Here is a 23139-nt window from a genome sequence, read left to right on the forward strand (position 1 = left end):
TTCGTCATTCCCGCGCAGGCGGGAATCCATAGCCGCTTCGGCCCGCGATGGATTCGGGACCTCAGCGCATATCGGCTCCCGACTGCGCGGGAGTGACGCAGATCAGAGCATCCCGCGCGTCAGACGTTCAGGCGCGCGCGCATTTCCTTGCCGGGCTTGAAATAGGGCACGCGCTTGGCATCGACCGCGACCGATTCGCCGGTGCGCGGGTTGCGCCCGGTGCGGGCATCGCGCGCACGGGTGGAGAAGGCGCCGAAGCCGCGCAGTTCGACCCGGCCGTCCGCGCGCAGGCGCTCGGTGATCGCGTCGAAGAAGGTCGCGACGATCCGTTCGACATCGCGCAGCGGCAGGCCGGGATTGTCCTGCGCCACCAGTTGCACCAGTTCGGATCGGATCATCTTGCCCCCAGTTTCATACCGCAATGCCCTGGCCGCGACACCCCCCAGCCTGGCGACCGCGAGACCTAACCTAAATCTATACGCCGCGCCAATTAGTCTTTCGATTGAACGAGAACGGGGCGCTTCCGTCACCGGAAGCGCCCCGCCGTTCAGTCCGCTACGGGACCGGACGATTACTTCTGCTCGGTGCGCGCCTTCAGCGCCTCGCCGAGGATGTCGCCCAGCGACGCGCCCGAATCGGACGAACCGTACTGCGCCACCGCCTGCTTCTCTTCGGCGATCTGCATCGCCTTGATCGAGAAGGTCGGCTTCTTGGAACGATCGAAGCCCGTCACCATCGCGTCGAACTTCTGGCCGACCTGGAAGCGCTCCGGACGCTGCTCGTCGCGGTCGCGGCCGAGATCGGTACGCTTGATGAAGCCGGTCGCGCCGTCGTCGCCCTGCTGCACCTCGAGGCCCGCGTCGCGGACTTCGAGCACGGTGACGGTGACGATCGCGTTCTTGTTCAGGCGATCACCCGCCTGCGCGGCGACCGGGCCGCCACGCTCGAGCTGCTTCATGCCGAGCGAGATGCGCTCCTTGTCCGGCTCGATCGCGAGCACGACGGCCTGGACCGTCTCGCCCTTGCGGTGCAGGTTGAGCGCGTCCTCGCCCGAGATGCCCCAGGCGATGTCCGACATGTGGACCATGCCGTCCACATCGCCGTCCAGGCCGATGAACAGGCCGAACTCGGTCGCGTTCTTGACTTCGCCCTCGACGGTCGAACCCACCGGATGCTCTTCCGCGAACTTCTCCCACGGATTGGCCTGCGCCTGCTTGAGGCCCAGCGAGATGCGGCGCTTGTCCTGATCGACTTCCAGAACGATGACGTCGACTTCCTGGCTGGTCGAGACGATCTTGCCCGGATGGACGTTCTTCTTGGTCCACGACATTTCGCTGACGTGCACCAGACCCTCGATGCCCGGCTCCAGCTCGACGAACGCACCATATTCGGTGATGTTCGTGACGCGGCCCGACAGCTTGGCACCGATCGGATACTTGGCGGCGGCGCCGTCCCACGGATCGCTCTCGAGCTGCTTCATGCCGAGCGAGATTCGCTGCGTGTCGCGGTTGATGCGGATGATCTGGACGCGGACGGTGTCGCCGATGTTCAGCACTTCGCTCGGATGGCCGACGCGCTTGTACGACAGGTCGGTGACGTGCAGCAGGCCGTCGATGCCGCCCAGGTCGACGAACGCACCGTAATCGGTGATGTTCTTGACCACGCCGTCGATAACCTGGCCCTCGGCGAGGCTCTGGATCAGGCCCGAACGCTGCTCGGCGCGGGTTTCCTCGAGCACGGCGCGGCGCGACACGACGATGTTGCCGCGCTTGCGGTCCATCTTCAGGATCTGGAACGGCTGGGGGATGTCCATCAGCGGGGTGACGTCACGCACCGGACGGATATCGACCTGCGAACCCGGCAGGAACGCGACCGCGCCCGACAGGTCGACGGTGAAGCCGCCCTTGACGCGACCGAAGATCACGCCCTCGACGCGCGCGGTCTTGGCGAATTCGGTTTCCAGCTTGTCCCACGCGGCTTCGCGGCGGGCGCGGTCGCGGCTGAGCATCGCTTCGCCGTTCGCATTCTCGACGCGGTCGACATAGACCTCGACCTCGTCGCCGACCTTCAGGTCCGCCTTCTGGCCCGGCGCCGCGAATTCGCGCAGCGGCACGCGGCCTTCGGACTTCAGGCCGACGTCGATGACGGCCAGATCATTCTCGATGCCGGTGACGGTGCCGATGACCACGCGGCCCTCGAAGCTTTCCGAAGCACCGAACATGTCGTCGAGCATCGACGCGAAATCGTCACGGGTGGGATTTGCCATGCTGGCCATAAAATCCTTGGTTCCTAGCTCTGTATTCATTTCCGGCCGGCCGGTTGAATCCGGCGGTCTTTGACCGGCATTGCCACGGCGACCGAATGTCGGCCGCGGCATCCGGCGAATCCCTCGTCACGAAAGGCATGGCCCGGCTATGCGGAGAGGGCGCGCAGGCGCCCGGCCTTCGCGAGTCTGTACTCGACGAACCGGCGCGCCATACGCCTTTGCACGGGTTCGCGCAACGGGCGGCGCGTGACGGGAAGAAGAAAGAAGGTTGGTTCGCGCGGAGGCGCGGAGGAGGTTGCGCTCCGGACCGTCGTCACCGATCCGGCGAAGCCTTTCTCCTGCGGCTGTCCACAACGATGACAGCCGCTGGCGCGGCAGGCGATCGCCGCAAGCGCAGCTTCGCCGCGCCTCCGCGCCTCCGCGCGAACCAACCTGCTACTACCTGCTTCGCGTCTTCGCGCCTTCGCGTGAAAACCCTGCTCAGCCCCGCCGCGAACCCGGCCGGTACGGCTTCGCGGCATGGCGCGGCGGCGCGCCTTGCGGGCGGCGCTGCGGCATCGCGGGCGGGCCTGCCATCTGCTCGAACATCAGGTCGTCGTCGGGAGTCGCGGTGCGCTTGACCGAGGCGACGAACTTGGCGGCGATCGCCTTCGGAATCTCGAACGCCGACTCCTCGTTGCCGATGCGGATCGCGCCGATCTCGCCCTTGGTGATATGGCCGCGGCGGCACAGCAGCGGCAGCAGCCAGCGCGGGTCGGCGTTCTGGCGGCGGCCCACGTTCATGCGGAACCACACCGTATCCTCGAAGCCGGGGCGCGGCCCTTCGGGGCGCTCGCGCCGCTCGGGCACGCCGCCTGCCGACAGTTCCTCGGGCGCGGGCAGCTTGGCGCGATAGGCGCGGACCAGCAGCGCGGCGATATCCTCGGGCGACTTTTCGGCGAGCAGGCGCGCGCCCAGCTCGACATCGGCCTCGTCGAACTCGACCGGCTCGGCCAGCTTGGCGAGCAGCCGGTCGCGGTCGGCGGCGTGGATCTGTTCGGGGGTCGGCACGCCGATCCATTCGGCGTTGATCCGGGCGTCGCGCAGCAACCCTTCGACCCGGCGGCGGCGCTGGAACGGCACGATGAGGGCGGCGATCCCCTTCTTGCCCGCGCGCCCGGTGCGGCCCGACCGGTGCTGGAGCGCCTCGGCATCGCGCGGCAGCTCGACATGGACGACGAGGCTGAGCGAGGGCAGATCGATACCGCGCGCCGCCACGTCGGTCGCGACGCACACGCGGGCGCGACGGTCACGCAGCGCCTGGAGCGCATGGTTGCGCTCCGACTGCGAATGCTCGCCCGACAGCGCGACCGCATCGAACCCGCGCTCGACCAGATTGGCGTGGAGGTGGCGCACCGCCTCGCGCGTGGCGCAGAACAGGAAGGCGGTGTCCGGCTCGTGCAGGCGCAGCAGGTTGACGACCGCATTCTCGATGTCGTTCGGCGCGACGGTCATCGCCTGATAGCTGATGTCGCCGTGGCCGCGCTCCGCCTCGCGCGTGTCGATGCGGTATGCGTCCTTCTGGTAGCGCCTGGCCAGCGCCACGATCGGCTTGGCGAGCGTGGCCGAGAACAGCAAAGTGCGCCGATCCGCAGGCGTGCCGTCGAGAATCCCTTCGAGATCCTCGCGGAAGCCCATGTCGAGCATCTCGTCGGCCTCGTCGAGGATCGCGACCTTCAGGCCCGACAGGTCGAGCGCGCCGCGCTCCAGATGGTCGCGCAACCGGCCCGGCGTGCCGACGACGATGTGCGCGCCATGGCTGAGATTGCGGCGTTCGCGCGCGGCATCCATGCCGCCGACGCACGACACGATGCGCGCGCCGGTCGGGCCGTAGAGCCACAGCAGCTCGCGCGCGACCTGCAACGCCAGTTCGCGCGTCGGGGCGATGGCCAGCGCCAGCGGCGTGCCCGCACGCGGCATCTTCGCGTCCTCGTCGAGCAGGTCGCGCGCCATGGCGAGGCCGAAGGCGACGGTCTTGCCCGAGCCGGTCTGTGCGGAAACCAGCAGGTCGCGCCCCTCGGCTTCGGGGGTCAGGACCGCGGCCTGTACCGCGGTGGGGGATTCGTAACCACGCGCAGCAAGCGCCGCGGCAAGCGGTTCGGGCAATACAGAGAAAGGCATGGTGCGCCAAATGGCCCCAAATTGCGGCGACGGCAAGGCCGGGTTGCGTTGTTCGTCGCGCCGCGCTGCGCTAGAATACCGGAAAAGCGGCGGAGGGATGGTCATGCGGGCAGGTCTGGCGGTGGTGGCGCTGTGCGTCGCGGGAACGGCGATCGCCGCCGATCCGCCGCGATCAAGCTGGGGCCGCGCGGGCGTGGGACTCGAACAATATCGCGCCGACGCGATCGAATGCGGCCGGGCCGGGGTCGCCACCGACGTGTCGCAGATGAAGGCGGTCAAGACGCTCATCACCGCCTCGCGCCAGCTCGATACGGTGCTCGGCACCCAGACGACGGGCGGTGCCGCGCCGCCCCCTTCGCCGGGCGCGGGCGGGATGCTGGAGGTCGATCCGGCGACGCTGAACACCGCGCAGCAGGTGTCGCGCATCACCGACGGGGCCAACCCCCGCGCCCGCTTCCGCGAGGTGCGCACCGCGCTCCAGAGCACCACCGACCAGTGCCTGACGGCCAAGGGCTATGTCCGCTTCAACCTGACCCGCGACCAGCGCGCGCATCTGGATGCGCTCAAGCACGGCACGCCGGAGCGCCACGCCTATCTCCATTCGCTGGCGAGCGATCCCGACGTACTGGCGCGGCAGCGCGCGAGCGTCGAGGTGGTGACGGTCCAATAGGGTTCGGGCGTCGAATCCGACAAAGAGGATTGGTTCGCGCGGAGGCGCGGAGACGCGGAGGAGGTGCGTTCGCGGCAAAGTCTTCCCGCGTCAGCAGCCTGCATCTTTCGTTGCAGCGAAATCCAGAGGCTTCGCCGGGCAGGTCGAAAGCGCCCCGCACGCACCCCCCTCCGCGCCTCCGCGCCTCCGCGCGAACCAATTTTTTCCTCCGGCATGCGCGCCGCTGCGAAACCTCAGTCTCCCGTCACCCGCAGCGGCCCCAGGTCGCCCAGCCCCACCGTCCCGCTCGCCATCGCCAGCATCCGGTCGAGCGACACCTTGGCTTGTCGCCGCAGCCCTTCCTCGATCTCGATCCGCGGGGTCAGGTCGCGCAGCGCGATGTACAGCTTTTCCAGCGTGTTGAGCGCCATATACGGGCAGATGTTGCAGTTGCAGTTGCCGTCCGCCCCCGGCGCGCCGATGAAGCGCTTGGTCGGCAGCGCCTTTTCCATCTGGTGGATGATGTGCGGTTCGGTCGCGACGATCAACGTGTCGCCGGGGAACTCGCTGGCGTAGGACAGGATGCCGCTGGTCGATCCGACGTAATCGGCATGGTCGAGGATGATCGCCGGGCATTCGGGATGCGCCGCGACCGGCGCGTCGGGGTATTGCGCCTTCAGCTTGAGCAGTTCCGTCTCGCTGAACGCCTCATGCACGATGCATACGCCCGGCCACAGCAGCATGTCGCGCCCGGTCTTGCGCATCAGATAGCCGCCCAGATTGCGGTCCGGCCCGAAGATCACCTTCTGATCGGCGGGCAGTTGCGACAGGATCTTTTCCGCCGACGACGAGGTGACGATGATGTCGCTCAGCGCCTTCACCTCGGTCGAGCAGTTGATGTAGGTCAGCGCGATGTGATCGGGGTGTGCCCTACGGAACGCGGCGAACTGTTCGGGCGGGCAGCTGTCCTCCAGCGAACAGCCGGCATCCATGTCGGGCAGCACCACCGTCTTGTCGGGCGACAGGATCTTGGCCGTCTCGGCCATGAAGCGCACGCCGCAAAAGGCGATGACATCGGCATCGGTCGCCGCCGCCTTGCGGCTGAGGTCGAGGCTGTCGCCGACGAAATCCGCCAGATCCTGGATCTCGGGCTTCTGATAGTAATGGCCGAGGATGACGGCGTTGCGCTCGCGCCGCAGCCGGTCGATCTCGGCCAGCAGGTCGGTGCCGGTGGGCAGGTCGGTGCGCGCGTTCATCATCGTCTCCTTGGGCGTGCCCGCCCCCTAGCGGGCGGCACGCGGCTTGTCATCGGCGATTGGCGAGCACGTCGGCGGGATCGGCCGACACGTCCCAACGCTCGCCCCCGCGCCCGCCCCGCTCGGCGGGAAACGTCACCAGCACCCGTGCGTCGCCATAGCCCATTGCCGCCAGCGGGCTGCCCAGCAGTGTGGCGAGCGCGGCGCGTGCCTTTTCGCGCGCCTGCGCCAGCCGCTCGGGGCTGCGCGCCTCGCCCTGCGCCTTGGCCTGCGCGGCGGCGGAGGTGCGCTGGAAGAGGGCTTCCGAGGCTTCGCGGCTGACGTACAGCCCCTGCGTGCGCACCAGCGTGCGTGCCGCCTCGTCGATGTTCGGCGGCGCGACGGTCACGTCGGGGGCGTCGATCACCAGCGTCCGGTTCTGCGCCGACCAGCTGATGTCGCCCGGGCCGATGCGCGACACGTCGACGAAATAGTCGACCGCATAGGGCATCTTGACCACCTGATCCGACTTCAGCAGCCCGAATCCGCGGGTGTCGGTCGCCCGTGCCTGCAACGTGCCGGACAGGGTAGCGACTTTCAGGCTGCTCGCCCCGGACAGGCGCGCGGTGACGATGCGCGTCACCGCCTCGCCGGTGTCCGGTTCGGTGGTGACGGCATAGCGTTCGGCATAACGCTGATAGCCGAACCAGCCGCCGATCCCGGCGACGACCGCGATCAGCAGCGCGGTGGCGACGCGCAGCACCCCCGGCCTCAAGTGCGTCGCCATGCGTCGCCCTCCACGATCACCATCCCGCGCCGTTGCAGGTCGATCAGATGCGCCAGCACCGACCGCCCCGCCGCCCCGACCAGCTGGGGGGCGAGCCCGACATACATCACCGCGACCATCTGCGGGATCGTCGTCTGCCCGCGTTCGAGGGCGCGCAATATCTGCCCCTCGCGCTGTTTGCGGTGGCCGAGCATGCCGCGCACCAGCCGCTGCGGATTGTCGACCGCGCCACCATGCGCCGGATAATAGACGCGGTCGTCGCGTTCGAGCAGCTTCGACAGGCTGGCCATATAGTCGCCCATGTCGCCGTCGGGCGGCGATACGATGGTGGTCGACCACCCCATCACATGATCGCCGCTGAACAGCGCGCCGCTTTCCGGCAATGCGAAGGCGAGGTGGTTCGAGGTATGCCCCGGCGTCGCGACCGCGACCAGTGTCCAGCCGTCGCCCGCCAGCGCTTCCCCGTCGCGCAGCACCCGGTCGGGGCGATAGTCGGTGTCGAACGCGGCGTCGGCGCGCGGCCCCGCGTCATCCAGCGTCAGCGCGGCGCAGCCGATGATCGCCGCGCCGGTCCGCGCCGCCAGCGGCGCGGCACCGGGGCTGTGGTCGCGGTGGGTGTGGGTGCACAGGATCGCCGCCACCGCCCTGCCCCCGACCGCCGCGAGGATCGCGTCGAGGTGGGCCGGATCGGCCGGACCCGGATCGATCACCGCCACCGCACCGCTGCCGCCGACGACGAAGCTCTGCGTGCCGGTGTGGGTGTAGGGCGAGGCATTGGGCGCGAGGATGCGCGTGACCAGCGGTTCCAGCGGCTGGGCCAGCCCGGGGGGAAAATCGGTCATCGCCGTGTCAGATGGCGGCGGCGGCGGCGCGATGCAAGGCACCGGACATGCGGAAAGGACCGGCCGGAAACCCGGCCGATCCCTTCCGCAAACGAACGGGGCAGAACGTTCGCGAAAGCTCGTATCAGTCCTGCTCGCGCATCTGGTCGCGCAGTTCGCGCATCCCCTCGTCGATCCCGGCCAGCGCCTCGCGGCGGGCCGAGGCGGGCATGTCGGTCTGGGCGAGGATCGAGGCGCGGGCGGCCTGCAGCGCGGCGAGGCCTGCGCGCATGCCCGCCGCGGCGGCGACCCGGCCATGCGCCTCGGCCTGGGCGCCCGCCGCTTCGGCCCGGCGCGCGGCGGCTTCGGCATGGCGCTCCGCGAACGCGGCGGAACGCTCGGCGAAGGCGGCATCCTTGGCGGCGAAGCTGGCGATGCGCTCGACCCGGTCGGTGCAGATGATCATCCTGGTGCCGTTCTTGTCGGCGCGGGTGATGGTGAACTGCCGGTTGGCACCCGCCGCGCCGCCGGTGCCGCACTTGGCCTCGGTAATTTCCGGGATTTCGGTCAGGCTCTCGCTCAGCACCTTGTCGTCGTCGCCGAGCTTGCGGATCACGATCTTGCGCACCCGCTCCGGCTTGGCAGGCGCAGTTGCCGGTGCGGCAGGTGCCGGAACCGCGCCCTCGGGCCGGGCGGGCGTCGCGGGCAGCGCGGGGGCGGCCTGTGCGGGCACGATCGCCGCGACCGGGGCCAGCGCGGCCACGGGGGCCAGCGCCTGCGCCGCCTTCGCCTCGACCTGCGCGATCTCCACGCCGGTGACGTTCTCGACCCTGGTGCGGATCGTCTCGGCGGCTTCGGTGCCCGAGGCGGTGAAGCCGAGACCGACGACGGCCAGCGCCAGCGTGGCGGTACCGGCGATGCGGCGGGTGGCGGGCGACATCACCCGGTGCTTGGACAACATGACGAGTCTCCCTTTCAGTTCGTTGACGCTGTGCAGGTGGCAGGCGGCGGACAGCGCCTGCCCGTGCGCCGACTTCACGATGGCGGTGGCATAGGCATGGCGGACCTGCGGGGTGGCACGGGCGAGGACCATGGCGTCGCACGCCATCTCCTGATCGGCGCGGAACGCCCGGAAGGCGCGCCATGCGACCGGATTGAACCAGTGGCAGCCGAGCACCACCAGCGCGACCCAGTTGGCAAGCAGATCGCCGCGGGCATGGTGGCCAAGCTCGTGCGCCAGCGCCAGCGCCTGTTCGCGATCGTCATAGCGTTCGCGGAAGTCGATCGGCATCGCGACATAGCGCTTGAGCACCCCGAAGGCGAGCGGACCGGCGGCATGGCGCGTCTCGATCATGCGGACATGGCCCCCCGCCACGCCCTTCGCCCGGCCCGACGCCAGCACCTTCGCGCAGAAGCGGTTGTGCTGCACGACATGCCACGCGACGAAGCCGATCGCGCCCAGCACCCACAGCGCGATCACCGCCAGTGGTACATCGGCCATGCCCCACCCCTGCGGCAGCGCGGGCACTTCGGCGACGGGCACGAACATCATGATCGTGCCCGGCTCGGTCGCGGCGCCGATCGGGGCATATTCGACCGGGCGCCATGCGTCGGGCAGCGGCGGCAGGATCATGCGCAACGCGGGCAGCGCCCACAGCGCATAGGCCGCCTGCGGCCCGAAGCGTCGCGCCACCGGCCCGCGCAGGGCCAGCACCAGCAGCATCAGCAGCGTCGTCGCCGCCAGCGTTTCCACCGCCCATCCGATCATTGTTTCAGCGCCTTCAACAGAGCCTCGATCTCGTCGATTTCGCGCGCGCTCAGCTGGTCCCGCTGGGCCAGGTGCGCGACCAGCGGGGTGAGACTCCCGCCGAACAGCTTGTCGATGAACCGTTGCGATTCACCCGCGACATATTCCTCGCGCGCCACCAGCGGACGGTAGCGATAGCGCCGCCCGTCCTCCTCCGCCGCGACCACGTCCTTGGCCAGCAGCCGCCCGAGCAGCGTCTTGACGGTGTTCGCGCTCCACCCGCGTGTCGGAGCGGCGCGTTCCACCACTTCCTGCGCGGTGAGCGGGGATTCGTCCCAGAGCACTTCCATCACGGCATGCTCGGCATCGCTGATTCGTTCGGCCATGGGCAATGACTACACCCGTGGTCGTTACGTTTACAAGCGTAATCTTCGCGCATCGATTGACACCTCGAAACGGGGGCGGCACACCGCCGCCACGGGCAGCAAGCGGACGCCCGTTCAGGCGGCTGTGCTGCCCAAGTTCCGCTCCATGCGTCGCGTCCGCGGCGTGAACGGAGCGTGATATGCACCAATGCCCCCCTGCCATCTCCCTGCCCCGGCTGTTCGTGAAGTTCCTCGCGTTCGGCGCGCTCGCGTTCGGCGGGCCGGTGGCGCAGATCGCGATGCTGCGCGACGCGCTGGTGGAGCGCGAGCGCTGGATCGATCCCGCGCGGTTCAACCGGCTGCTCGCCGTGTTGCAGGTGCTGCCCGGACCCGAGGCGCACGAACTGTGCGTCCATATGGGGATGATCGCGCGCGGGCGGATCGGCGGGCTGCTCGCCGGGCTGGGCTTCATGCTGCCGGGGCTGGTGCTGATGCTGCTGGCCGGATGGGCGTACACCGCGTTCGTCGCGGGCAGCGCGGCACTGGCCGCCCCGCTGCTGGGAGTGCAGATCGTGGTGCTGGCGGTGATCGCCCGCGCGGTGGTGCGGATCGGGCAGCATGTGGTCGAGGGCGCGGGCCTCGCCGCGATCGCGCTGGCGGCGCTGCTGGCGACGCTGGGCGGGGTACCGTTCTGGATCGTGCTGGCGGCGGCGGGCGCGATCCATGCCGCCGGAGGGCGGCGGCTGGTCGTGGCCGGGGTGATCGCGGTCGCCGCGCTGCTGGCGGTGCTGGTGCGCCCCATGACGCTGCCCGACGCCGCGCCGGTCGCCACCACCACACCCACGCTGTGGCTGCTGTTCGTGGCAGGGCTGAAGGGCGGGCTGCTGACCTTCGGCGGAGCCTATACCGCCATCCCGTACGTCCGCGCCGATACCGTCGGGCGCGGGTGGATCGGCGATGCGACCTTCCTCGACGGGATCGCGCTGGCGGGGGTGCTCCCGGCGCCGCTGGTGATCTTCGCGACCTTCGTCGGCTATGTCAGCGGCGGGATCGGCGGCGCGCTGGCGATCACGGCGGGGATGTTCCTCCCCGCCTTCGCCTTCTCGCTGCTGTTCTTCGAGCGGCTGGAGGCGATCGTGGCGCATCCCGCGCTCCATGCCGTGCTGAACGGCGTGGCGGCGGCGGTGGTCGGGATCATCGCCGCGACCCTGGTCGGACTGGTCACGGCTACCGCCGGGCGGGTCAGCCAGCCGCTCGTCGCACTCATCCTGTTCGCGGCGGCGCTGGCGGTCGTCTGGCGGGTGCGCGGCGGCTGGGTGACTCCGGCGGTGCTGGCGGCGGGGGCGCTGGCGGGGGCAATCGTCACGCCGTGATATCCCGAAGAATCGTTCGCACATGCGAAACGATTTCGGCGGCCACCGCGTTCAGGGCGCGATGGCGCACCCTGACCTCCCCCTTCCGCCCCCCGGCCTGCTCGACGATGCGGGCCTGTTCCTCGATTTCGACGGCACGCTGGTCGAACTGGTCGACCGGCCCGAAGCGGTCGTGGTCGGCGACGCGCTGCGTGACCTGTTGCGCCGGGCGGCGGCGCGGCTCGACGGGCGGGTCGCGATCGTCAGCGGGCGGTCGGTCGCGCAGATCGACCATTTCCTCGGGCAAACCATCGCCGGTTTCGCGGTGGTCGGCAGCCATGGCGCGGAGATCCGCCGCGCGGGCCACGCCACCTGCGTCCCCGATCGCCCGGCGAGCCTCACCGCCGCCGAAGCCGCCTTCCGCCGGGCGTTCGGCGACGACGACCGCATCGTGATCGAGGTCAAGACGCTGGGCGTCGCGCTTCATTATCGCGGCGCGCCGGAGCGCGAGCCGGAAGCCCATGCGCTGGTCGAGGCGTTCGCCGCACGCGACGGGCTGACGGTGCAGCCGGGCAAGATGATGATCGAGCTGCGCCTGTCGGGCCATGACAAGGGCACCGCCATTGCCGCCCTGTGCGAGGATGCCCCGTTCGCCGGGCATCCCCCGGTGTTCGTCGGCGACGACCTGACCGACGAACCGGGCATGATCGTTGCCGCCCATCACGGCGGGGCGGGCATATTGATCGGGCCGATGCGCGATAGTGCAGCCCGGTATCGCATTGAAAATGTTGACGCCTTCCTTTCCTGGCTGGAGAAGAGCCTGTGACCGCGACGATGGATCTCTGGCCGATCGGCAATTGCCAGGTGTCGGCGCTGGTCGACCGCAACGGGCGGTTCGTGTGGGGCTGCCTGCCGCGCGTCGACGGCGATCCGGCGTTCTCTTCGCTGCTCGACGACCGGCGGCGCGGATCGGACGGCGCCTACGGCTTCTGGGAGATCGACCTCGAGGGCGTGGTCGAGACACGCCAGACCTATATCCGCAACACCCCCGTCCTCGTCACGCGGCACGAGGATGCGGCGGGCAATGCGATCGAGGTGGTCGACTTTTGCCCGCGCTTCAAGCGGCACGACCGCATGTATCGCCCGGTCGCCTTCTGCCGCATCGTCCGCCCGGTAAAGGGCTCGCCCCGCATCCGCGTCCGGCTGCGCCCGTCGATCGACTGGGGCAGCGCCCCTGCGCCGCGCACGCGGGGGTCGAACCACATCCGCTATCTGCTCGACAGCGAGGCGATCCGCCTGTCGACCAGCGCGCCGGTCGGCTGGGTCGAGGACGAGCGGCTGTTCCGCGTCGAGCGCACGCTGCATTTCTTCCTGGGGCCCGACGAGAGCTTCGCCGACGAACTGCCCGCCTCGGTCGAGCGGATGCTGAAGAACACCATCGACGAATGGCGCCACTGGGTCCGCGGCCTCGCCACCCCGGTCGAATGGCAGCAGGCGGTGATCCGCAGCGCCATCACGCTGAAGCTGTGCCAGCATGAGGAAACCGGCGCGATCGTCGCCGCGCTCACCACCTCCATCCCCGAACACGCCGATTCGCAGCGCAACTGGGACTATCGCTACTGCTGGATCCGCGACGCCTATTACACCGTGCAGGCGCTGAACCGGCTGGGCGCGCTGGACGTGCTGGAGGGCTATCTCGAATATCTGCGCAACATCGTCGACAATGCCGCCGACGGGCAGATTCAGCCGCTCTACGGCGTCGGCGGCGAGGCGACGCTGATCGAGCGCGAGGCCGAGGGGCTCGACGGCTATCGCGGCATGGGTCCGGTGCGCGTCGGCAACCAGGCGTATGAGCAGATCCAGCACGACGCCTATGGCCAGATCATCCTGTCCAACGCGCAGGCATTCTTCGACCAGCGGCTGTTCCGCGTCGGCAAGCAGCCCGATTTCGAGGCGCTGGAGCCGATCGGCGAGCGGGCATGGCAAGCCTATGACAAGCCCGACGCGGGGCTGTGGGAACTGCGCACCAAGAGCCATGTCCATACCTATAGCGCCGCCATGTGCTGGGCGGCGTGCGACCGGCTCGCCAATGTCGCGGGCACCCTCGGCCTTACCGACCGCGAGACCTTCTGGCGCGACCGGGCGACCGCGATGCGCACCAAGATCGAGCGCGAGGCGTGGCGGCCGGAGACGAACCGCATGTCGGCGACGTTCGGCGGCGACGACCTCGACGCCAGCATCATCCAGCTGCTCGACCTGCGCTTCCTCGAACCCGGCGATCCGCGGTTCCTCGGCACGCTGGAGGCGGTGGAGAAGGGGCTGCGGCGCGGCAGCCACATGCTGCGCTATGCGACCGAGGACGATTTCGGCCTGCCGCACACCGCGTTCAACGTCTGCACCTTCTGGCTGATCGAGGCGCTGCACGCGACCGGTCGCGACGACGACGCGCGCGAACTGCTGGAGGAGATGCTGTCGCGCTGCACGCCCGCGGGGCTGCTGTCCGAGGATATCGACCCCGAAACCGGGGAATTGTGGGGCAACTACCCCCAAACCTACTCGCTGGTCGGCATGATCAATTCCGCCGTCCTGCTGAGCAAGTCATGGAACGTCATCCGATGAGTCGCCTGATCGTCATCTCCAACCGTGTGCAGGCCCCCACCCCCGGATCGGGCGGCGGGGCGCAGGGAGGGCTGGCGGTCGCGCTCAACGCCGCGTTGGCCGAGGAGGACGGCATCTGGTTCGGCTGGTCGGGGGAGACCAGCGACAACCGCGACCTGCGTTTCCACACCTATGGCGGGGTCACTTCCGCGGTGATGGACCTCAGCGAACAGGATGTGGAGGAATATTACGACGGCTATGCCAACCGCACGCTGTGGCCGCTGTTCCATTACCGCCTCGACCTGACCGAGTTCGAGCGGGATTTCCAGGGCGGCTACGAGCGCGTGAACCGCGTGTTCGGCGAACGCATCGGCCCGCATATCGAACCCGACGATCTGGTGTGGGTCCACGACTATCACATGATCCCCCTGGGCTGGGTGTTGCGCCAGCAGGGGATCACCAACCGCATCGGCTTCTTCCTCCACATCCCGTGGCCGCCGCGCCGGTTGCTGACCGCGCTGCCCGACCATCGCCGCATGGTGGAGGCGCTGTTCGCCTATGACGTGGTCGGCTTCCAGAACGAGGAATGGCTCGACAGCTTCTTCAACTATGTCCGCGAGGAGATGGGCGGCAGCATCGACGGCAACAAGGTGACGGTCGGCGGGCGCACCATCTGCGCGATCAGCTGTCCGATCGGGATCGAGGCGAAGGACTTCATGGCGGGCGCCAACGGCCCGGTCGCCAAGGCGGCGCAGCTCAGCCAGCTCGAAAGCGCGGTCGGGCGCAGCCTGATCGTCGGCGTCGACCGGCTGGACTATTCCAAGGGCCTGCCCGAACGCTTCGCGGGCTATGAACGCTTCCTCCAGAACCATCCCGACCGGCGGGCGCTGGTCTATCTGCTCCAGATCGCGCCGCCGTCGCGCACCGCGGTGCAGACGTACCGCGACATCCGCAACAACCTCGAACAGATGTCGGGACGGATCAACGGCGCCTATGCCGATACCGACTGGGTGCCGATCCGCTATGTGAACAAGGGCTATCCGCGCGAGGTGCTTGCCGGAATCTATCGCGCGGCGCGCATCGGGCTGGTCACGCCGCTGCGCGACGGGATGAACCTCGTCGCCAAGGAATATGTCGCGGCGCAGGACCCGCGCGATCCGGGGGTGCTGGTGCTCTCCCGCTTCGCCGGGGCGGCGCAACAGCTGTGCTGCGGCGCGCTGATGGTGAACCCCTACAGCGCCGAGGATGTGGCCGACGCGATCGACAAGGCGCTGCGCATGCCGCGCGCCGAACGGATCGAGCGGTGGCGGAAGATGGTCGCCAACGTCGTCGAGGAGGACGTGATCTGGTGGCGCCGGCGCTTCATCGACGCGCTGTCGCAGGAAACGCCGGAGGTCGTCGGATAAGGGACGGCGCGTCGCAACCCTCTCCCGTTCGTCCCGAGCGAAGTCGAGGGACGTGCCGCAAACGGTGCGCGTGGTGTCTCGACTGCGCCCGACACGAACGGTTAGCGACGGAGGAACGTAACGACCGCGGCCGTTTCCTCGGCGCGAACGGGGGTGGCGCACCCCTGCCCTACCCCGTATGAAGCGCGCATGACTGCCCGGATCATCGACGGAAAAGCCTTTGCCGCCAGCCTGCGCGCGCGGGTCGCGACCCATGCCGCCGCCTTCGCGGCCCATGCGGGGCGTCCCGCCGGACTCGCGGTGGTGCTGGTGGGCGAGGACCCGGCATCGGCGGTCTATGTTCGCTCGAAGGGCAAGGCGACGCATGCCGCGGGCATGACCGGCTTCGAGCACCGCCTGCCCGCCGACGTGACCCAGGCCGAACTGATCGCGCTGGTCGAGACGCTCAATGCCGATCCCGCCGTCGACGGCATCCTCGTGCAGCTGCCGCTCCCCGCGCATCTCGATACCGATGCGGTGCTGCTGACGATCGATCCCGACAAGGACGTCGACGGCTTCCACCCGGTCAACGCCGGGCGGCTGGCTACGGGCATGCCGGGCATGGTGCCCTGCACCCCGTACGGCTGCCTGCTGCTGCTCAAGGACGTGCTCGGCGACCTGTCGGGTAAGGACGCGGTGGTGATCGGCCGGTCGAACATCGTCGGCAAGCCGATGGCGGCGCTGCTGACCGCCGAGAGCTGCACCGTCACCATCGCCCATTCGCGCACCCGCGACCTGATGGGCCATGTCGGGCGCGCCGATATCGTCGTCGCGGCGGTGGGCCGGGCGAATTTCGTGAAGGGCGAATGGCTGAAGCCCGGCGCGACCGTGATCGACGTCGGCATCAACCGTACCGACGACGGGCTGGTCGGCGACGTCGACTATGCGGGCGCGCTGGGCGTGGCGGGCGCGATCACCCCGGTGCCCGGCGGCGTCGGGCCGATGACCATCGCCTGCCTGCTGCGCAACGCGCTGGTCGCCGCGCACCGCCGCGAAGGGCTGCCGTTCGACGATAGCACCCTGTGATCGAGCTGTTCGTCTCGTCGCTCGTCACCTTCTTCGTGGTGATCGACCCGCCGGGCTGCGCCCCGATCTATGCCGGGCTGACCAGCGGTGCGTCCAAGGTGCAGCAACGCGCGATGGCGATCCGCGCGGTATGCATTGCCGCCGCGATCCTGCTGGTGTTCGCGCTGTTCGGGCAGGCGCTGCTCAAGGCGCTCGGCATCAGCCTCGACAGTTTCCGCATCGCGGGCGGGATCATGCTGTTCCTGATCGCGCTCGACATGGTGTTCGAGCGCCGGACCCAGCGCCGCGAGGACCGCGCGCGCGAGATCATCGAGACGCCCGAGGTGGAGGATGTCTCCACCTTCCCCATGGCGATGCCGATGATCGCCGGGCCGGGATCGATCGCGTCGGTCATGCTGCTGATGAGCCAGGTCGGCGACTGGACGCAGCGCGCGGTGGTGCTGGGCGCGCTCGGCAGCATCCTGCTGCTGACGCTGGCGGCGCTGCTGGCGGCGGGGCCGATCATGCAGTTGCTGGGCGCGCGGATCGAGGCGGTCATCACCCGGTTGCTGGGCGTGCTGCTGGCGGCGCTGGCCGCACAGTTCGTGATCGACGGGCTGCGCGCCAGCTTCCTTTGATGTTGCCCGACGTCGATCGATCGTAACGAAATATTTCTCGAGAAACGCCGTTGCCGGGGAACCGGCGACGGCTTTTTTCGTTTCACTGCCACTGACTAGCATCGCGCGCCCATGAAAACGCGCGCCCTCGATCCGCCCGACGGCCGGGTTTGTGTTGCTACTTAGTTACACCCGATATCAAAACGCGGCGGGCAACCCGCTTAATACCGCCATACGTATTTACACTGCCGAGATTCGGGTCCGATACTCACGCTCCGACGGGTGAGCCATAACGGCCACCCGCCATCGATAATGTCCTTCAGGGACCAGTAAGGGGTTGCCCAACCGATGATCTCCACGTTGATGCGCCTTGGACTCCGCAATGGTGCGGCCGCTTCCGCGGTTGCCGTCGGGCTCCTGGCCACGCCTGCCTTCGCGCAGGAAGTCGCGCCCGCCGCGCAGACCGTTCCCACCCCGCCGCAGAGCGAAGCGAGCGACCCGGACACGATCGTCGTCACCGGCTCGATCTTCCGCAATCCGGACAGCGGCATCTCGCCCGTCACCACGCTGACGACCGAGGATCTGGACCGTCGCGGCATCAACACGGTGCAGGATTCGATCCAGCTGCTGTCGTCGAACAACGGCCCGGCGCTGACCAACTCCTTCACCGCCAACGGCGCGTTCGCGGGCGGTGCGTCGGCAGTGTCGCTGCGCGGCCTGTCGACCAGCTCGACGCTGGTGCTGTTCGACGGCCTGCGTGCCGCCTATTACCCGCTGGCCGATGACGGTTCGCGCAACTTCGTCGATCTGAACACCATCCCCGACGACGTGGTCGACCGGGTGGAAGTGCTGCGCGACGGCGCATCGTCGAGCTACGGCGCCGACGCGATCGCGGGCGTGGTCAACATCATCACCAAGCGCAAGTTCGACGGCATCTCGGAGCGTGGCGATGCGGCGAACCAGCGCATCTCGCTGACCGCGGGCACCGGCGACCTCGATGAGAAGGGCTACAACGCCTATATCAGCGGCTTCTTCTTCCGCAGCGAAGGCGTCGCCAACCGCGACCTGCCGGGCGTGTTCGCGACGGACGACCAGCGCAGCATCGGCGGCCCGAACGGCGTGTTCAACGGCCTCGACGCGAACGGCAACCTTGCGGGCTTCTCGGTCGGCAGCACCTTCTATGTCCGTCCGGGCACCTCGGGTCGCTACCAGATCCTGAACCCGGCGAACGGCTGCTTCGCCGGTCCGTCGATCACGCCGAACGCCGCCAGCCTCGCCGCCAGCGCGACGCTGCCGACCAGCAACGTCTGCCAGGAAGACTTCACCTACAACTACGGCAACGTCACGCCCGACATCCAGCGCTTCGGCGGTTCGGGCCGCGTGACCGCCAAGATCGGCGACACGTCGGAAGCCTATTTCGCGGTCAACTTCCAGCAGACGACCTCGAGCTACTACGGCACGACCGGCACGATCCGCGGCAATGCGCCGACCGGCATCCTGTTCCCGCAGTTCTCGACCTCGTCGGGCGCGGCGACCTTCGCGCCGGGTTCGGGGATCCTGACGCTGCCGGTCTATGTCTGCGCCGCGCGGGTGAACTGCAACGCGACCAACGGCCGCCTGAACCCGAACAACCCGTTCGCCGCCGCCGGCCAGACCGCGCAGATCCTCGGCCGTAACCAGGAGCGGGTGTTCAACGAGACGCGCAGCCGCGTGTATCGTGCCGCCCTCGGCCTGTCGGGCACGATCTTCGACGACGTGGACTACAACTTCAACGCGACGGCGATGCACACCGACCTGCAGCGCAAGCAGGACGGCTATGTCTATATCCAGAACCTGCTGAACGTCATCGCCGACGGCAGCTACAACTTCGTCAACCCCAGCCAGAACTCGCAGGCGGTGCGCGATTACGTGACGCCGGTGAACATCACCGACGCATCGTCGGACCTGTACCAGGCGCAGGTGACGTTCACCAAGTCGCTGTTCGAGCTGCCCGGCGGCCCGCTGCAGGTCGGCGTCGGCGGATCGGTGTTCTACGAAGCGGTCAACGCGCCCAGCGCCAACCCCGACACCAACGGCCCGGCGCAGCGCTACTTCACGATCAATGCGTTCGGTACCGAGGGCAACCGCACCGTCAGCTCGGCATTCGGTGAAATCCAGGCGCCGGTGTTCGACATGCTCGACGTCAACCTGTCGGGCCGCTACGATCACTATTCGAGCGGGCAGAGCAACTTCTCGCCGAAGGCGGGCGCGCGCTTCACCCCGTTCCGTCAGCTGACCATCCGCGGCACCTGGTCGCGCGGCTTCCGCATCCCGAGCTTCGCCGAAGCCAATGCGCTGCCGACGACCGGTTACGTCTCGCAGTCGATCACCAACGTGCCCTCCAGCTTCCGTGCGCAGTATGGCGCGGCCTGCGCCGACAATGCGACGGCGGCGACCGCCTGCCCGACCTACCTCACCAGCTATTCGATCGGGTCGACCACGCTCGCCTCGCCGAACCTGGAGCCGGAAAAGTCGCGCAGCTTCACCGCGGGCGTGCAGTTCTCGCCGGTGCCGAACTTCACCTTCACCGCCGATTACTTCAACATCAAGAAGACCGGGGCGATCACCTCGCCGTCGAACGCTCCGGCGATCGCGGCCTATTACGCCGGTCAGGCGATCCCGGCCGGGTTCAACGTCATCCCCGACGCGCCCGACGTCAACCTGCCCAACGGTCGCCCGCGCATCGGCTTCGTCGAATCGCAGCTGATCAACTCGGACACGATCTTCTCCGAGGGCATCGACTTCGGGATCACCGGTCGCGTCGATTTCGGTGCGTTCCGCTGGCGCACCGCCGCCAACGCGAGCTGGCTGATCGAGCTGAGCACGACCTTCCCGGACGGCAGCAAGGAGACCTATGTCGACACGCTCGGCAACTTCAACCTGACGGCGGGCAACGGCACCTTCCGGTGGCGCGGCAACTGGGCGAACACCTTCTCGTTCGACAAGGTGGACGTGACCGGTACCGTCAACTACGTCTCGGGCTATGACCTGTCGGCGCAGGACCAGGGTTCGGACTATGGCGACTGCTCGCTCAACCCGGGCTATGTCGACTGCCGCGTGAAGAGCTATCTGACGGCCGATCTGAACGTCAGCTTCAACGTCAACGACAAGTTCACCTTCTACGTCAACGCACTGAACGTGTTCGATCGCCTGCCTCCGATCGATCCGGTCACCTACGGCGCGCACCTGTACAATGCGGTGCAGGGCGGCAACGGCATCTTCGGCCGTGCCTTCCGCGCCGGTGCGAAGTTCGGCTTCTAGTCGCTTCGTCCTGACGGAAATCGGGCCGCTCTCCCAACCGGGAGAGCGGCCCTTTTCCTATGCGACCGAGAGGGTCAGCGCGCCGTCGCCCTCGTCCACCTGCACGGTCGACCCGTCCTTCACCGACCCCCGCAGGATCAGGTCGGCCAGCGGGTCCTGCAAGTACCGCTGTACCGCGCGCTTGAGCGGTCGTGCGCCGTACACCGGGTCGTAACCGACCCGCCCCAGCCACGCCCGCGCCGCATCGCTCAGCTCGATCTTCACCTTGCGATCCGCCAGCAGGCGACGCACCCGCCCGACCTGGATATCGACGATCGGCGCCATGTGATCCGCCGCCAGCCGGTGGAACAGGATGATCTCGTCCAGCCGGTTCAGGAATTCGGGCCGGAAGTGGGCGCGCACCACCTCCATCACCTGCGGCTCGACGCTTTCCACACCGTCGCCATCGGCTAGGTTGGTGAGATACTGGCTGCCGAGGTTCGAGGTCAGGATCACGATCGTGTTCGAGAAATCGACCGTGCGCCCCTGCCCGTCGGTCAGACGCCCGTCGTCGAGCACCTGGAGCAGCACGTTGAACACGTCGCCGTGCGCCTTCTCCACCTCGTCGAACAGCACGACCTGATAGGGCCGCCTGCGCACCGCCTCGGTCAGCACGCCGCCTTCCTCGTAACCGACATAGCCCGGAGGCGCGCCGATCAGCCGGGCGACGGCGTGCTTCTCCATGAACTCGCTCATGTCGATGCGGACCATCGCGTTCGGATCGTCGAACAGGAACTCGGCCAGCGCCTTGGTCAGCTCGGTCTTGCCGACGCCGGTCGGCCCGAGGAACAGGAAGCTGCCGAGCGGCCGGTTCGGGTCCTGCAGCCCCGCACGACTGCGACGCACGGCGGTGGCGACGGCGCGGACGGCATCGGCCTGCCCGATCACCCGCTTGCCGAGCGCTTCCTCCATGTTCAGCAGCTTCTCGCGCTCGCCCTCCAGCATCCGGTCGACCGGCACCCCGGTCCAGCGGCTGACGACCGAGGCGATGTCGTCGGCGGTCACTTCCTCGCGCAGCATCGCGCCCGCCGACGCACCCTGCGCCTCGGCCAGCTGCTTCTCCAGCGTGGGGATCGTGCCGTAGGTCAGCTCCGACATCTTCGCGAGGTCGCCCGAACGCTGCGCCTGTTCCAGCGCCATGCGCGCGGCGTCGAGCTGTTCCTTCAGCTTCGCCTCCGACGCGATCTTGTCACGCTCGGCCTGCCAGCGGCTGGTCAGTTCGGACAGCGCCTGCTCGGCATTGGCGAGTTCCTCCTCCAGCGTATCGAGCCGGTCGAGGCTGGCGGCGTCGCTCTCGCGGCGCAACGCCTCGCGCTCGATCTTCATGCGCAGGATGCGGCGGTCGAGCGTCTCGATCTCCTCGGGCTTGCTCTCCACCTCCATGCGGATGCGGCTGGCGGCCTCGTCCATCAGGTCGATCGCCTTGTCGGGCAGGAAACGGTCGGTGATGTAGCGGTTCGACAGCGTCGCCGCCGACACCAGCGCGCCGTCGGTGATCCGCACGCCGTGGTGGAGTTCGTACTTCTCCTTCAGGCCGCGCAGGATCGAGATGGTATCCTCGACGGTGGGTTCGCCGACGAACACCGGCTGGAACCGCCGCTGGAGCGCGGGGTCCTTTTCCACATGCTTGCGATATTCGTCGAGTGTGGTCGCGCCGATGCAGTGGAGTTCGCCCCGCGCGAGGGCGGGCTTGAGCAGGTTGCCCGCGTCCATCGCGCCTTCGGATTTGCCTGCGCCGATCAGCGTGTGCATCTCGTCGATGAACAGGATGATCTGCCCCTCGGCGCCCTTTACCTCGTCGAGCACGCCCTTGAGCCGCTCCTCGAACTCGCCGCGATATTTGGCACCCGCGATCAGCGACCCCATGTCGAGCGACATGAGCGTGCGGTCCTTCAGCCCGTCGGGCACGTCGCCGTTGGCGATGCGCAGCGCGAGGCCCTCGGCGATCGCGGTCTTGCCGACGCCGGGTTCGCCGATCAGCACCGGATTGTTCTTGGTACGACGGGCGAGAATCTGGATCGTGCGGCGGATTTCCTCGTCGCGGCCGATGACCGGATCGAGCTTGCCGTCGCGCGCCGCTTCCGTCAGGTCGCGGGCGAATTTCTTGAGCGCGTCATAGCGATCCTCCGCCCCCGCCGTATCGGCGGTGCGGCCACCGCGCAGGCGGTCGATCGCGGCGTTGAGGCCCTGCGCCGTGACCCCGGCGGCGGCAAGCGCCTTGCCCGCCGCGCCCTGCGACAGGGTCAGCGCCAGCAGCAGCCGCTCGACGGTGACATAGCTGTCGCCTGCCTTGGTCGCGATCTGTTCGGCCTGGTCGAGCAGGCGGACGGTGTCGTTGTCGAGGCCCGGCGTGTTCTGCGCCCCCGATCCCGACACGGACGGAATCTTTGCCAGCGCGGCGTCGGTATCGGCATTGGCGCGGCGCGCATCGCCCCCGGCGGCGGCGATCAGGCCCGATGCCATGCCCTGCTCGTCGTCGAGCAGCGCCTTGAGGACATGTTCGGGGGCGATGCGCTGATGACTGTTGCGGATCGCCACGGTCTGCGCGGCTTGCAGGAAGCCCTTGGCGCGGTCGGTGAATTTCTCGAGGTTCATAATGCTCCCCTGTGGTGTTGGCCGCGATATGGTGTGGCATATCGGCAACACAAGGGGAGTCAGCTTGATCCACGGGCCGTCCCCCCGCGCAGGCGGGGGTCCAGAGCCAGAGACGCTACCGTCGCCCCGCTTGGCCCTGGCCCCCCGCCTGCGCGGGG

The 23139-nt window shown here is 68.5% G+C and carries 17 protein-coding genes; 8 read left to right on the forward strand and 9 right to left on the reverse strand.

All coding sequences use genetic code 11. The features are described from left to right. Window positions 1-119 precede the first annotated feature (119 nt). From ABLE43_RS02830 to ABLE43_RS02840, 3 genes are all read right to left on the reverse strand, one after another. Entirely contained in the window at window positions 120-398 is a 279-nt protein-coding gene (locus ABLE43_RS02830; protein ID WP_348976961.1) for an integration host factor subunit beta, read from the reverse strand. Between the two features lie 173 nt (window positions 399-571). Beyond that, window positions 572-2275: a 30S ribosomal protein S1 gene (rpsA, locus tag ABLE43_RS02835; protein ID WP_348976962.1), complete on the reverse strand. Its 1704-nt coding sequence runs from the start codon at window positions 2273-2275 to the stop codon at window positions 572-574. Between the two features lie 471 nt (window positions 2276-2746). Then, entirely contained in the window at window positions 2747-4426 is a 1680-nt protein-coding gene (locus ABLE43_RS02840) for a DEAD/DEAH box helicase (protein WP_348976963.1), read from the reverse strand. A 103-nt stretch (window positions 4427-4529) separates the two neighbouring features. On the opposite strand from ABLE43_RS02840, the gene ABLE43_RS02845 reads away from it, so the two are divergent. Further along, window positions 4530-5096, forward strand: coding sequence for a hypothetical protein (locus tag ABLE43_RS02845; protein ID WP_348976964.1), 567 nt, complete (start codon window positions 4530-4532; stop codon window positions 5094-5096). A 233-nt stretch (window positions 5097-5329) separates the two neighbouring features. Here the strand turns inward: ABLE43_RS02845 and nadA are convergent, their stop codons facing one another. The 5 genes from nadA to ABLE43_RS02870 all read right to left on the reverse strand — a co-directional run bounded on the left by nadA (window position 5330) and on the right by ABLE43_RS02870 (window position 10051). Then, the gene (gene nadA / locus ABLE43_RS02850) at window positions 5330-6331 is read right to left on the reverse strand and encodes a quinolinate synthase NadA (protein WP_348976965.1); all 1002 of its coding nucleotides are present in this window, start codon (window positions 6329-6331) and stop codon (window positions 5330-5332) included. Window positions 6332-6380: 49 nt separating this feature from the next. Continuing rightward, window positions 6381-7097, reverse strand: coding sequence for a DUF4230 domain-containing protein (locus ABLE43_RS02855; protein WP_348976966.1), 717 nt, complete (start codon window positions 7095-7097; stop codon window positions 6381-6383). Continuing rightward, window positions 7082-7939: an MBL fold metallo-hydrolase gene (locus tag ABLE43_RS02860; protein WP_348976967.1), complete on the reverse strand. Its 858-nt coding sequence runs from the start codon at window positions 7937-7939 to the stop codon at window positions 7082-7084. The genes ABLE43_RS02855 and ABLE43_RS02860 overlap by 16 nt, the downstream gene beginning before the upstream one ends. A gap of 124 nt (window positions 7940-8063) precedes the next feature. Further along, window positions 8064-9686: a M56 family metallopeptidase gene (locus tag ABLE43_RS02865; RefSeq protein ID WP_348976968.1), complete on the reverse strand. Its 1623-nt coding sequence runs from the start codon at window positions 9684-9686 to the stop codon at window positions 8064-8066. Beyond that, window positions 9683-10051, reverse strand: coding sequence for a BlaI/MecI/CopY family transcriptional regulator (locus tag ABLE43_RS02870; protein WP_348976969.1), 369 nt, complete (start codon window positions 10049-10051; stop codon window positions 9683-9685). Before ABLE43_RS02870 ends, ABLE43_RS02865 begins: the two co-directional genes overlap by 4 nt. A 179-nt stretch (window positions 10052-10230) precedes the next feature. Here ABLE43_RS02870 and chrA point away from each other — a divergent pair, with 179 nt between their 5' ends. From chrA to ABLE43_RS02905, 7 genes are all read left to right on the forward strand, one after another. Beyond that, window positions 10231-11403 carry a chromate efflux transporter gene (gene chrA / locus ABLE43_RS02875; protein WP_348976970.1) on the forward strand — a complete coding sequence of 391 codons (1173 nt, stop codon included), beginning with the start codon at window positions 10231-10233 and terminating at the stop codon, window positions 11401-11403. Between the two features lie 22 nt (window positions 11404-11425). Beyond that, entirely contained in the window at window positions 11426-12208 is a 783-nt protein-coding gene (gene otsB / locus ABLE43_RS02880; RefSeq protein ID WP_348976971.1) for a trehalose-phosphatase, read from the forward strand. Next, on the forward strand, window positions 12205-14001 hold the full coding sequence (locus ABLE43_RS02885; protein ID WP_348976972.1) for a glycoside hydrolase family 15 protein: 1797 nt from the start codon (window positions 12205-12207) through the stop codon (window positions 13999-14001). Before otsB ends, ABLE43_RS02885 begins: the two co-directional genes overlap by 4 nt. Then, entirely contained in the window at window positions 13998-15386 is a 1389-nt protein-coding gene (locus ABLE43_RS02890) for an alpha,alpha-trehalose-phosphate synthase (UDP-forming) (protein ID WP_348976973.1), read from the forward strand. The genes ABLE43_RS02885 and ABLE43_RS02890 overlap by 4 nt, the downstream gene beginning before the upstream one ends. 189 nt (window positions 15387-15575) lie before the next feature. Then, window positions 15576-16451 carry a bifunctional methylenetetrahydrofolate dehydrogenase/methenyltetrahydrofolate cyclohydrolase FolD gene (folD, locus tag ABLE43_RS02895; RefSeq protein WP_348976974.1) on the forward strand — a complete coding sequence of 292 codons (876 nt, stop codon included), beginning with the start codon at window positions 15576-15578 and terminating at the stop codon, window positions 16449-16451. After that, window positions 16448-17068: a MarC family protein gene (locus ABLE43_RS02900; RefSeq protein ID WP_348976975.1), complete on the forward strand. Its 621-nt coding sequence runs from the start codon at window positions 16448-16450 to the stop codon at window positions 17066-17068. Before folD ends, ABLE43_RS02900 begins: the two co-directional genes overlap by 4 nt. Window positions 17069-17395: 327 nt before the next feature. Next, window positions 17396-20347, forward strand: a complete 2952-nt coding sequence (locus tag ABLE43_RS02905) for a TonB-dependent receptor domain-containing protein (RefSeq protein WP_348976976.1) — start codon at window positions 17396-17398, stop codon at window positions 20345-20347. Between the two features lie 57 nt (window positions 20348-20404). Here ABLE43_RS02905 and clpB read toward each other — a convergent pair whose 3' ends face one another. Further along, a complete protein-coding gene (gene clpB, locus ABLE43_RS02910; protein WP_348976977.1) occupies window positions 20405-22981 on the reverse strand; it encodes an ATP-dependent chaperone ClpB in 2577 nt (858 codons plus the stop codon). Window positions 22982-23139: the final 158 nt, after the last annotated feature.

It is taken from the genome of Sphingomonas silueang (genome assembly GCF_040049155.1).
In the GTDB taxonomy this organism is placed as follows: Bacteria; Pseudomonadota; Alphaproteobacteria; order Sphingomonadales; family Sphingomonadaceae; genus Sphingomonas; species Sphingomonas silueang.

Bases quoted from the DNA above. Each gene is read 5' to 3' on its own strand.
- ABLE43_RS02870 (WP_348976969.1), bottom strand. From the start codon at position 10,051: ATGGCCGAACGAATCAGCGATGCCGAGCATGCCGTGATGGAAGTGCTC.
- chrA (WP_348976970.1), top strand. From the start codon at position 10,231: ATGCACCAATGCCCCCCTGCCATCTCCCTGCCCCGGCTGTTCGTGAAG.
- ABLE43_RS02860 (WP_348976967.1), bottom strand. From the start codon at position 7,939: ATGACCGATTTTCCCCCCGGGCTGGCCCAGCCGCTGGAACCGCTGGTC.
- ABLE43_RS02905 (WP_348976976.1), top strand. From the start codon at position 17,396: ATGATCTCCACGTTGATGCGCCTTGGACTCCGCAATGGTGCGGCCGCT.
- rpsA (WP_348976962.1), bottom strand. From the start codon at position 2,275: ATGGCCAGCATGGCAAATCCCACCCGTGACGATTTCGCGTCGATGCTC.
- otsB (WP_348976971.1), top strand. From the start codon at position 11,426: ATGCGAAACGATTTCGGCGGCCACCGCGTTCAGGGCGCGATGGCGCAC.
- ABLE43_RS02845 (WP_348976964.1), top strand. From the start codon at position 4,530: ATGCGGGCAGGTCTGGCGGTGGTGGCGCTGTGCGTCGCGGGAACGGCG.
- clpB (WP_348976977.1), bottom strand. From the start codon at position 22,981: ATGAACCTCGAGAAATTCACCGACCGCGCCAAGGGCTTCCTGCAAGCC.
- ABLE43_RS02890 (WP_348976973.1), top strand. From the start codon at position 13,998: ATGAGTCGCCTGATCGTCATCTCCAACCGTGTGCAGGCCCCCACCCCC.
- ABLE43_RS02840 (WP_348976963.1), bottom strand. From the start codon at position 4,426: ATGCCTTTCTCTGTATTGCCCGAACCGCTTGCCGCGGCGCTTGCTGCG.
- ABLE43_RS02865 (WP_348976968.1), bottom strand. From the start codon at position 9,686: ATGATCGGATGGGCGGTGGAAACGCTGGCGGCGACGACGCTGCTGATG.
- nadA (WP_348976965.1), bottom strand. From the start codon at position 6,331: ATGAACGCGCGCACCGACCTGCCCACCGGCACCGACCTGCTGGCCGAG.
- folD (WP_348976974.1), top strand. From the start codon at position 15,576: ATGACTGCCCGGATCATCGACGGAAAAGCCTTTGCCGCCAGCCTGCGC.
- ABLE43_RS02830 (WP_348976961.1), bottom strand. From the start codon at position 398: ATGATCCGATCCGAACTGGTGCAACTGGTGGCGCAGGACAATCCCGGC.
- ABLE43_RS02855 (WP_348976966.1), bottom strand. From the start codon at position 7,097: ATGGCGACGCACTTGAGGCCGGGGGTGCTGCGCGTCGCCACCGCGCTG.